This window comes from Ancylobacter sp. G4_0304, from assembly GCF_047501495.1.
GTDB lineage: Bacteria > Pseudomonadota > Alphaproteobacteria > Rhizobiales > Xanthobacteraceae > Ancylobacter.
In genome coordinates this window covers 47904-56049 of sequence record NZ_JAZDRM010000030.1, presented here as the reverse complement: position 1 = coordinate 56049, position 8146 = coordinate 47904, and the positions used below count along the sequence as shown (strand labels likewise).

The 8146-nt window shown below is 66.9% G+C and carries 16 protein-coding genes; all 16 read right to left on the bottom strand.

The features are described 5' to 3' along the window. Positions 1 to 69: 69 nt before the first annotated feature. Positions 70 to 462 carry a hypothetical protein gene (locus tag VRZ77_RS16590; RefSeq protein WP_414593713.1) on the bottom strand — a complete coding sequence of 131 codons (393 nt, stop codon included), beginning with the start codon at positions 460 to 462 and terminating at the stop codon, positions 70 to 72. Next, positions 459 to 818 carry a hypothetical protein gene (locus VRZ77_RS16585; protein ID WP_414593712.1) on the bottom strand — a complete coding sequence of 120 codons (360 nt, stop codon included), beginning with the start codon at positions 816 to 818 and terminating at the stop codon, positions 459 to 461. The genes VRZ77_RS16590 and VRZ77_RS16585 overlap by 4 nt, the downstream gene beginning before the upstream one ends. Further along, positions 815 to 1051: a hypothetical protein gene (locus VRZ77_RS16580; protein ID WP_414593711.1), complete on the bottom strand. Its 237-nt coding sequence runs from the start codon at positions 1049 to 1051 to the stop codon at positions 815 to 817. The genes VRZ77_RS16585 and VRZ77_RS16580 overlap by 4 nt, the downstream gene beginning before the upstream one ends. Continuing rightward, the gene (locus tag VRZ77_RS16575) at positions 1048 to 1689 is read right to left on the bottom strand and encodes a regulatory protein GemA (protein WP_414593710.1); all 642 of its coding nucleotides are present in this window, start codon (positions 1687 to 1689) and stop codon (positions 1048 to 1050) included. Before VRZ77_RS16575 ends, VRZ77_RS16580 begins: the two co-directional genes overlap by 4 nt. Next, positions 1686 to 1910, bottom strand: coding sequence for a hypothetical protein (locus tag VRZ77_RS16570; protein ID WP_414593709.1), 225 nt, complete (start codon positions 1908 to 1910; stop codon positions 1686 to 1688). Before VRZ77_RS16570 ends, VRZ77_RS16575 begins: the two co-directional genes overlap by 4 nt. A gap of 163 nt (positions 1911 to 2073) precedes the next feature. Further along, positions 2074 to 2754: a hypothetical protein gene (locus tag VRZ77_RS16565; protein WP_414593708.1), complete on the bottom strand. Its 681-nt coding sequence runs from the start codon at positions 2752 to 2754 to the stop codon at positions 2074 to 2076. Continuing rightward, positions 2751 to 2951, bottom strand: coding sequence for a hypothetical protein (locus tag VRZ77_RS16560; RefSeq protein ID WP_414593707.1), 201 nt, complete (start codon positions 2949 to 2951; stop codon positions 2751 to 2753). The genes VRZ77_RS16565 and VRZ77_RS16560 overlap by 4 nt, the downstream gene beginning before the upstream one ends. Further along, positions 2948 to 3697, bottom strand: a complete 750-nt coding sequence (locus VRZ77_RS16555; RefSeq protein ID WP_414593706.1) for a hypothetical protein — start codon at positions 3695 to 3697, stop codon at positions 2948 to 2950. The genes VRZ77_RS16560 and VRZ77_RS16555 overlap by 4 nt, the downstream gene beginning before the upstream one ends. Next, a complete protein-coding gene (locus tag VRZ77_RS16550; protein ID WP_414593705.1) occupies positions 3694 to 4179 on the bottom strand; it encodes a thermonuclease family protein in 486 nt (161 codons plus the stop codon). Before VRZ77_RS16550 ends, VRZ77_RS16555 begins: the two co-directional genes overlap by 4 nt. A gap of 265 nt (positions 4180 to 4444) precedes the next feature. After that, positions 4445 to 4759: a hypothetical protein gene (locus VRZ77_RS16545; protein WP_414593704.1), complete on the bottom strand. Its 315-nt coding sequence runs from the start codon at positions 4757 to 4759 to the stop codon at positions 4445 to 4447. A 208-nt stretch (positions 4760 to 4967) separates the two neighbouring features. Continuing rightward, entirely contained in the window at positions 4968 to 5375 is a 408-nt protein-coding gene (locus VRZ77_RS16540) for a hypothetical protein (protein ID WP_414593703.1), read from the bottom strand. A 12-nt stretch (positions 5376 to 5387) separates the two neighbouring features. Then, positions 5388 to 6032, bottom strand: coding sequence for a DUF3164 family protein (locus tag VRZ77_RS16535; RefSeq protein WP_414593702.1), 645 nt, complete (start codon positions 6030 to 6032; stop codon positions 5388 to 5390). Next, positions 6022 to 6363: a hypothetical protein gene (locus VRZ77_RS16530; protein ID WP_414593701.1), complete on the bottom strand. Its 342-nt coding sequence runs from the start codon at positions 6361 to 6363 to the stop codon at positions 6022 to 6024. The genes VRZ77_RS16535 and VRZ77_RS16530 overlap by 11 nt, the downstream gene beginning before the upstream one ends. Then, entirely contained in the window at positions 6360 to 6743 is a 384-nt protein-coding gene (locus VRZ77_RS16525) for a transcriptional regulator (protein WP_414593700.1), read from the bottom strand. The genes VRZ77_RS16530 and VRZ77_RS16525 overlap by 4 nt, the downstream gene beginning before the upstream one ends. Next, on the bottom strand, positions 6740 to 7369 hold the full coding sequence (locus VRZ77_RS16520) for a hypothetical protein (RefSeq protein WP_414593699.1): 630 nt from the start codon (positions 7367 to 7369) through the stop codon (positions 6740 to 6742). Before VRZ77_RS16520 ends, VRZ77_RS16525 begins: the two co-directional genes overlap by 4 nt. Continuing rightward, the gene (locus VRZ77_RS16515; protein ID WP_414593698.1) at positions 7369 to 8127 is read right to left on the bottom strand and encodes an AAA family ATPase; all 759 of its coding nucleotides are present in this window, start codon (positions 8125 to 8127) and stop codon (positions 7369 to 7371) included. The genes VRZ77_RS16520 and VRZ77_RS16515 overlap by 1 nt, the downstream gene beginning before the upstream one ends. Between the last annotated feature and the right edge of the window lie 19 nt (positions 8128 to 8146).

Sequence of the window (8146 nt, the reverse complement as noted above, 5' to 3'; positions counted from 1 at the left end):
CAAATGGCACCAACAGGGCCGCTACCGCTGCAATCGTGACCAGATTGCCGCGTCCCGGTCAATGCGGGGTCAGAACAGGTCGCCCTGGCGCGGATCACGGATCCGCTTCTTGATGCGGAAGGCGCTCCGCCGTGTCATCCCTGACATGCGAGCAGCCCGGTCTGCCGATACACCGGATTCCAGCGCCTCGACCATCCGGCGGCGAGCCGTCGCCAGCGACCCTGTAGGGCCTCGGGGTAGATCGACAAGGCGGCCGCGCGGCACGCCTTCCGGGCCATGTTCGCGAAAATGTGCAAACAGCTGCTCCGCCGTTTCTCGGCCGAGCAGCTGTACGAGCCAGTGACCATCGCCGGCCTTCGCCGGCACCATGATCCGCGTGCCGCCGCGCGCCTCGGCGAGCTTGACCGCGGCCGGCAAGCCGATCACTTCCGCAATCTCCGCGAACAGGTCGGTGCGGCTCATGAGCTGCGCTCCTTGGACCATTCAGCGTCCATCGCAGCCCGGCACTGGTCCATTTCACGCTCCGTGCGATCCATGGCCCGGCGCGCTCTGTCAGTTACGTCCTTCATGTCGAGATAGATGCGGTCGAGGAGGTTTTTCTGCCGTGCATCGCCTTTCCATGAATGCCACGCCATCATCGCGCGGCCTTCACTGTCTGAGGCGTCGTGATACTTCTTCATCGCGGCAAGGTACTTGTCGCTGAGGGTCGAATGCCGAACAGACAGGAGATCGACCTGACGGACTCGGAAGAGGCCGGCTATTTTGATCCACGCGAGCAGTTCCTCGCGCGACAAGTCTTCGAGCGCGAGCGGCTTCATTGCATACCCTCCGCCTCCGTGAGCATCTCTTCCGCGCGCGCCTTCGCCGCCTCGATCGTCGGCGCCGACGAATATTCGGCCGCATATCCGGGGCGGGTCAGCTTGATGGTGAGATAGCGACTGCCGCGACCTTCCCAGGCTGGGAGCCAGATCTCCGCGTGAATATCCTTGTCCGCCCGGCCCTGGACCGAACAGCCGACCGGATGGTGGGTCCATGCGAAACGGGCCGTCATGCCGCCGCCCTCGCTTTGAGCGCCTTGCGGAGCTGCGCACCACAAAGCCGCATCCATTCGATGAACTGGACGCTCTGAAAACGGCTAACGTCCTCCGGCATGTGGTTTCGGACACCGAGCGCCACCAGCCGCCGGCGGAGCGCGTGATACGCCGCCCGCTGGTGGTCGAGCGTGGACCGACAATCGCGCCAGTCCACCCCGGCCTCACGTTCGATCCAAGCCTTCAGCGCCTCAATCGCGCGGTTCGCCTGGGCGGCCTCGGTCCACCAGTCGGGATGCGATATGCCGGTCTGCCGCTCGATGAAGTCGAGAAGCGCCCGGTCGGTGCGGTCATCGATGACGCCGAGATTGTAGCCGGTGAGCCAGAGCGCCCGCAGCTTGCCGGCATACGCGCCGGATATCCGCACCGCGCCGCGCACCTTCTTTGAAGGCTCTTTCAAGGGCCGATCAGAACGACCCGGCAGCGCGCGAAGATAGTCCAGCACCCGGCCGGCCTCGGCGCTGTTCAGCTGTTTCGAGCTGGCGCGGCCGGTCTCGCGGCGCAGGATGTCGCGATAGGTCTCGTCATCGAGCGCGGCGCGCGACTTCTCCGCGTGGATGGCGCCGATCTGCTGCTTCGAGATGGGGGCGTAACTCATGAGCGGACCTTTCGGCCGAGCGCCAGCTCGGCTGCGAGGATCTGGCGGGTGAGAGCGGCGAGGTCAGCCTCGGCGCGCAGCCGGCGCAGCGAACGCGGCGCCATCTGGACGAGGCGGCGCCGCAGTTCGTGGTGCTCGCGCGCCAGCACCGACAGCCGGCCGCGAACCTCAAGGGCGAGGAGCGGCGGGAGATCGGGGCGTGGGGCGGGAGCGCGGGGCATCAATTGCGCTCCTGGCTGGCATCCCGGATCGGATTGGAGACGCGGGCTTTCGGACGGCGCGATGCGGCCCAGCAATCCCATGCATCGCCATTGCAGCGGCTGCACGGACGAGGCTGACCCTCGATGTCGAGCACGGTGCGCGTGTCGCGGCAGCAGGTGCATTTCACGGCGAGACCTCCCCGAACAGCGGCAGGTCGGCCGGCTTGCACCAGCGGTGGATGTCTTCGGGGCGGGTGAGCAGCTTGCGCTGGCCGGGTGGTATCCACATGGGCGCGCGCGGATCGGCGCCGTGCACCCAGCAGACCCACAGATAATCGGTGGCGGTCGAGCCTTCCGGCTCCCACCGGCCCCGGTGCATAGGCACGCGCTCGACGTAGTACGCGAAGAGGTGCGGCGGGTGCTCGCGGAACAGCTCATAGCGCTCGATCGTGTGCAGCCACGAGGGGCGCACCAACAGCGCGCAGCCGCGCGAGGTTATGGCGATGGCCTTGCGTGCGAAGGCGGCTGCAACGTTGAAGGGCGGGTTCGTGAAGATCCAGGTGGCGGCGAGATCGTCATCCCAGCTAAGGAAATCCCAAACATGTCCATAGCCATAGGGATGGATGTCACTGGCGATAACGTAGGGATAGCTTTCGCGCAGCACCGAGGCCATGTGCCCTTCGCCACAAGCAGGCTCCCATATGACCTCGCTCGGATCGCCGATCGCGCCGAGTTCCGGCCCGGCGACATACCGAACGAAAGCCCGCGTCGCCCAAGGCGGCGTCGGGAAGAAATCGAGGCTGTCCGGCGGCTCCTGCCGGCTGGACATGATGGCGCGGGCACCGAAGGGGAGCATCGCGGTCATCGCGCGTTGTCCTTCTTGAGGGCGGCTTCAAGCGCCTGGCACCCGGCACCCGAGTGGATCGCGGCGAGCGTGAATTCATGAGCGGCCGCGCGCTGGCCCGCCTCGCGCAGATAAGCGGCAACGATGTTCAGCTCCTGCGCCCGGCGGCGCAGGCGGTCGATCGTGCCTTGCGTGACGATGGCGGGCCCCGAGGTCATGACCGATCTCCCGACGTCAGGAGACCGACAGCCGAGCGGCCACCGGCGAGCGGCGCATCGATGTCGATTGACCGGCCAGCGCCATAGCCATCGCCGCGCGCCGCGTCACGGAAAGGCCGGCCCGGCACCTTCAAGGCCGGCAGGTTCCGAAATGCGACGCCGCGCCGCGCCAGCTCGGCCTCGACCGGCGCCAGCGCGACCGTAACCACGGCTTGCCGCTCGCTGTGCGGGCGATCGACAACGCCCTGCCGACGCCAGAGCCCAAGCATGATCTTGCCGGCGAGACCGATGGCGAAGCCGTCCTGAAAGGCGCGTAGCGCATGCGCCCGCGTCTTCGAAGTCCGGCGGCGGCGATAGACTTCTCCGGCCCGGAACTGCTTCGAGGCTGTATCGGCTGCGCGTCGACAGACCTCGTGCACGTATTCTGCGACGAGGATGTTCGCCGGCGCGCCAAAATACACATAGGTGAGCCGGCGATCCCGGCGCAGCAGCCACCCTTTGCAGCCGGAGAAGGTGGCGATGGCCGAATAGACCTTGGTCATCGGCGTACGCCGACCGCCGATGCCGATTTCCAGCTCGCCCATCAGATGGGCGTCCAGCTCCGCATCCGACATGCCAAGTTCAGCCAGGAGAGCTGCGGCCTTCTCGGCCGCGTTCAGCGCCTCGGCTTCAGTGCAGCCGTTCGCCGTGGTCATGCGGCGCAGAGCGTCGAGGCGCGCTTTCAGTTTGGAGAGATCGCGCGTCATGGCCGATCCCCCGACATGCACCACGGCTTCCGCGCGGCACAGCGGCCTTTCGGGCAGATGTACGGCCGCACCAGCCCCTCGCCGATGAGACGTTCTCCAAGGTCCCGGCCGTCGACCAGGATGCGCGCCAGCGTGCGGCCGTAGCGGTCGAGCTTCGGCTGGCGCTGCATGGTGATGCACGAGGCCGACGCCGCCGGCAGCGGCCCGCAGGCGGCCGTCAGCAGCTCGATGACGCGCGCCTTGGCCTCAAGGCCCCGGCGCAGTTCGTCGTCGCATCGCGAGCCGCGCGTCTCCGGCGCGTCGATGCCAACGACGCGGATGTGCTCGCGGTCGACGATGATCGTGTCGCCGTCCGTCACATAGATCCCGGCACCGGCGGGGCCGGAAACCAGCAGGGCTGCGATGAGCAGTGTGGCGTAAGGGAGCCGGCTCATGACGCGCCTCCCGAGACACGCTTTCAGCTTGGAGAGGTCGCGCGTCATGCTTCCACTCCTGTTCCGATGGCAGCGCGTCCCTTGTCAGTAACGGCGTAGACGAAGCGCGCATCTCCATGCGGCGCGAGTAGACCTCGCAGCTTCATGGCGTACTCAGGCGTGCAATATGCAGAGACGATCGGGATCCTGAGTTCATCGTGCCCGACGACGCGCGTTCCCGCGCGATCGCCTGCCGTAAAGCGAACAAGGCCGCCTGGTGCTGCAACCGCAGTGCGAAGGATGAAGCGTTGAGTGGGTGTAAGACGTTCGCGCCTCATCCCACACCCCCGATTTTCTGAACGACGGCCGTGCGCCAGTTCTGGAGCGCGGCTGCGGCGCCGCGCGTCGAGCTGGCGCGGATGCCGCCGAGCGTGACAGACAGTTCCGAGCCCTTGTCGCGCCAGCGTGCGCCCTCGGTTCGGGCGAGGTCATCGAGCGCGGCCACCGCCGCTTTCCGATGCTCGGCATGGCTGTCGCGGCGGCTGTGGTCGACCGCCGGCAGGCTGGCGAGGATGACGTCGACCACGCCGACCAGGCGGCGCAGCTCGGCAGGAATGGCGGCGCCGGCGCCGAAGGGGTGCGCGGTCATGACCGCACCTCGCCAGTTGCCGCGAGAGCCGAGGCGCGGTCGAGGTGAACCCGGTCGGGGCTCACGACGATCGACCGCGTCGACCCTTGAAGATGCACGCGAAGGCGCGAACGGCCGGATCGCGTTTTGAACGCACCGAGCAGCGCGCCCTGGTGAGCGCGACCGGATGATGTTGCGACGTAGACTTTCGGGAGCGCGGGGCGTTTGCTCATGACCGCCCCCCACGCCTGCGGAACACGCCCTCAACGGTCCGCTCGTGCTGGACGCCGTCCTTGCCGATGTGCACCACCCCGATACTGTGACGGCCGTCCATCATCGCGATGGCGTATTTCTGGGCGGCGATCACCAGATCGCGATAGGCGCGGTGCTCGTCAGTCGACATCAGCGCAACAGCGACAAACTGATAGGCGATGCCTTGAGCGACCGCATCGACGAGTTGCTTGATCGTGACGCCTCGCCGCGCCTCGGCCTGAATGAAGGCCGCCAGCTTGTTGGCGTCGAACTGCTCCATGAAGCGGTAGAAGCAGCCGACCTCGTCGTTCAGCTCGCGATGCTCCGCGAGCGTGCGCGCGTTGTCGGCTTCGAGTTCGTCGAGAGGGGTTCCGATCTTTTCCATGGTCGCCCCCCCTCACGCCGCCGCCAGATCGATGGGGATCGCGCGCCATTGACCGTCGGGCGCGTCCCGGCGATGGAAGCGGATGTATGTCTTGGAGCCGATGATGCGGATCGAGTCCCGGACCGCGTCCATGGCGCGGACCCAACGAGGCTCCTCGATCGCCACGCGCATGAGCATGAACAGCTCGGCCCGATTGATCTGGCCTTCCTTATCGACGCTGAAGGCGCGATTGACGACGGCCCGGAGCTCATCGCCGGCCCCTTCGCTCCATTCGCCCAGGCACTCGTCGACGAGCTTCTTCGCTTCCTGGAGCTCCGGCCCGAATTCGATCTGATCGGCAACCTGCACGGTCACCTTCATGGTGCCATCAAAGGTCGTAAGCGAGATATTGCCCTTGGGGCCACCCAACACGGCGCCATACTCCTGAGCCAGAAGCGCCTGGAGCGAGCCGACATCGTCAAAGCAGTGGCCCTTGAAGCGGGCGATCTGCGCGCTGAGCTCTGCGGCATAACCGGCCATCTTGCGCACGGTCTCGTCCATGAGCAGGTCGGTGGGTTTAACCAGCGAGAGGGGAACGAGATTGCCCTTGGCATCCTGCATGTAGGGCTTGCCTGCCACCTCGACGGCGCCGGGCGGAAGCGTGGTTTCACTGGCCATCGGTGGCCTCCTGGTTTTCGGCGGTGGGGATCTGGACGTAGCCGAGCGCCAGCAGGGCGCTGGCAAGTGCGGTTTCCGCCTCGGCAACGGCGGCATCAGCTTCGGCATAGGCGGGGAACGTCGGATCAGGATCGGCCGCGAGCAGCTTGTCGCGGGCGGCGAACAAGTCGGCGGCGGCGTGCGCCACCATGTTCAGCGCCAGCAGGACGCGGGCGATGTTGTCGATCTTGTCCACACTGAGATTGGTCCGCGCATGGCGTGAATAGGCCATCAGCTGCGCGGTCTGTAGCGCGCGCTGTACGGCGGCGGCATCGACGGGTGCATCGCTCATGCGGCCTCTCCCTTTTGGCAATGTCTGGAATGGGGGCACCCGCCGCGGCAGGCCCGGAACAGCGCGGCGCGGGTGCTAGAGGTGGCGGCGAACGGGCGGGCTTGCTCTTCGAGACACCGATGGCGGGCGATCTCACCCAGTACCGGGCACTCAACCGTGGCGCCCATGAACACGCCCCGTACCAGCTCCTCGATGCGGTCGTATCGGCCGGCGTAAGTGCGGCCGATGACGTGGGAAACCTGGCTGCCGGACACGCCGAGCCGCTTCGCCGCGGCCGTCTGCGTCTCGCGCTGGCAGGCGTCTGCCAGCGCGACGATCCAGTCCGGCGGATCGCCCCAGCCCGCGCGCGCCTTCTCCTGAAAATCGACGGTCTGTTTCATCGCGCCCCGCCCTCCGAGGCCGTGGGCGTGCCCATGACCGCGCTGCGGTTCGGGTCCCACACGAGGCGCGTGTGCATGACCTTGGGCGCCGCCGGCCCGGTGTTCATGGCGGGCTTCAGCCGCCAGAGCGCCAGCGTGCGGCCCTTGCTCGGCCGAACCTCGATCAGGTAGCCGGCCGCATTGAGCCGGGCGACATAGCTCTTCGCGGCGTCGAGGTTAACCCGCACCACGTCGGTGCTCGCGGCGTAAGCGAGCTCGCGCGCGTCGAACTGCGCGAGGTTGCGCATCGCCACCCACATCTGTTCCTGTTGGGTCGGTGGGCACTGCGAGCCATCCTCGCGCAGGCGCGGGGCGGCCGAGGGGCGCGACGTCAGGCGGTACTGTGGGACAGCGGGCAGTCCGCCGCGGTCGATATGACCGACGACCTCGGCAAAGCCCCCCCGTCGCAGCCGCCGAACATAGCGGCCGACGACCTCGTGATGCGTGCGGGTCTGCTGGACGATCATCGCGATCGTCCACGGGCCGGACGTGTCGAGGTCGCGGATGATCGACCAGTAATCCTCGAAGCCGAGCGGAATCGAGAGGCGGATTTGATGAAGCTCCGGCATGGAGCGGCGCCCGGTCATCACGCCACCGCCAGGTCTTTGGCCTCGCGCACCCGAGGCGCCTTGGCCGTGTAATAATCCCGTCGCCCCCAGGCGGCTCGATCGACATGAGTGATGCCGCGATTGCGCGCGATCTCCGTCACCGCGTCCAGGTTGACCACGATACGCCGGGCGCGCCCGGCGCTTTGCCGGCGGATTTCGTCGAGCAGTGCGGGCTCGATCGTGAGCCCGGCACAGAAGGCAGCGGCCAGCGCGGCCGTATCCTCGATGTCGCATGCCTGCGCCGGCATCCAGTCGAGCACGCGGTTCGCCACGCGTTCAACGCGCTCGATCTTGGAGGCAAGCTTCTCCTCGCCGATCAGGATGACGGGCGCGCCGGAATGCTCCTGGATCTCGCGAACCAGCTCGATAAAACCCTTGTCGACCAGCTTGTCGGCTTCGTCGATGATCAAAGGCCGGTGCGGGTCGCTGCCGAGTTCGCCCTTCACCTTCTCCGCCATCGTGGCGACGGTTCCACGCGGCTCGATGCCGAGCTCAAACATGATCGCGCGCAGCAGCGTCGAGCGCGTCCAGCTCTCGCCAACCTCGACCCGCACCGCGCGCGTCCGGTTCTGGGCGAAGATGGAGGCATAGGTTTTTCCGAAGCCCGATGGCCCGTGGCAAACGCCGATGCCCGGAAGGTGCGGCTTCCGATCGATCAGCTTCGAGGTCAAAGCCATAAAGCTGGCGACATTCTTGAGTGCAATCGGCCCCTTGACCTGCCCCATGCTCGTCGTCATTCTGCCTTCTCCTTAATTT

Coding starts and splice junctions, on each gene's coding strand:
- VRZ77_RS16590 (WP_414593713.1), bottom strand. CDS start 462: ATGAGCCGCACCGACCTGTTCGCGGAGATTGCGGAAGTGATCGGCTTG.
- VRZ77_RS16585 (WP_414593712.1), bottom strand. CDS start 818: ATGAAGCCGCTCGCGCTCGAAGACTTGTCGCGCGAGGAACTGCTCGCG.
- VRZ77_RS16580 (WP_414593711.1), bottom strand. CDS start 1,051: ATGACGGCCCGTTTCGCATGGACCCACCATCCGGTCGGCTGTTCGGTC.
- VRZ77_RS16575 (WP_414593710.1), bottom strand. CDS start 1,689: ATGAGTTACGCCCCCATCTCGAAGCAGCAGATCGGCGCCATCCACGCG.
- VRZ77_RS16570 (WP_414593709.1), bottom strand. CDS start 1,910: ATGCCCCGCGCTCCCGCCCCACGCCCCGATCTCCCGCCGCTCCTCGCC.
- VRZ77_RS16565 (WP_414593708.1), bottom strand. CDS start 2,754: ATGACCGCGATGCTCCCCTTCGGTGCCCGCGCCATCATGTCCAGCCGG.
- VRZ77_RS16560 (WP_414593707.1), bottom strand. CDS start 2,951: ATGACCTCGGGGCCCGCCATCGTCACGCAAGGCACGATCGACCGCCTG.
- VRZ77_RS16555 (WP_414593706.1), bottom strand. CDS start 3,697: ATGACGCGCGATCTCTCCAAACTGAAAGCGCGCCTCGACGCTCTGCGC.
- VRZ77_RS16550 (WP_414593705.1), bottom strand. CDS start 4,179: ATGACGCGCGACCTCTCCAAGCTGAAAGCGTGTCTCGGGAGGCGCGTC.
- VRZ77_RS16545 (WP_414593704.1), bottom strand. CDS start 4,759: ATGACCGCGCACCCCTTCGGCGCCGGCGCCGCCATTCCTGCCGAGCTG.
- VRZ77_RS16540 (WP_414593703.1), bottom strand. CDS start 5,375: ATGGAAAAGATCGGAACCCCTCTCGACGAACTCGAAGCCGACAACGCG.
- VRZ77_RS16535 (WP_414593702.1), bottom strand. CDS start 6,032: ATGGCCAGTGAAACCACGCTTCCGCCCGGCGCCGTCGAGGTGGCAGGC.
- VRZ77_RS16530 (WP_414593701.1), bottom strand. CDS start 6,363: ATGAGCGATGCACCCGTCGATGCCGCCGCCGTACAGCGCGCGCTACAG.
- VRZ77_RS16525 (WP_414593700.1), bottom strand. CDS start 6,743: ATGAAACAGACCGTCGATTTTCAGGAGAAGGCGCGCGCGGGCTGGGGC.
- VRZ77_RS16520 (WP_414593699.1), bottom strand. CDS start 7,369: ATGACCGGGCGCCGCTCCATGCCGGAGCTTCATCAAATCCGCCTCTCG.
- VRZ77_RS16515 (WP_414593698.1), bottom strand. CDS start 8,127: ATGACGACGAGCATGGGGCAGGTCAAGGGGCCGATTGCACTCAAGAAT.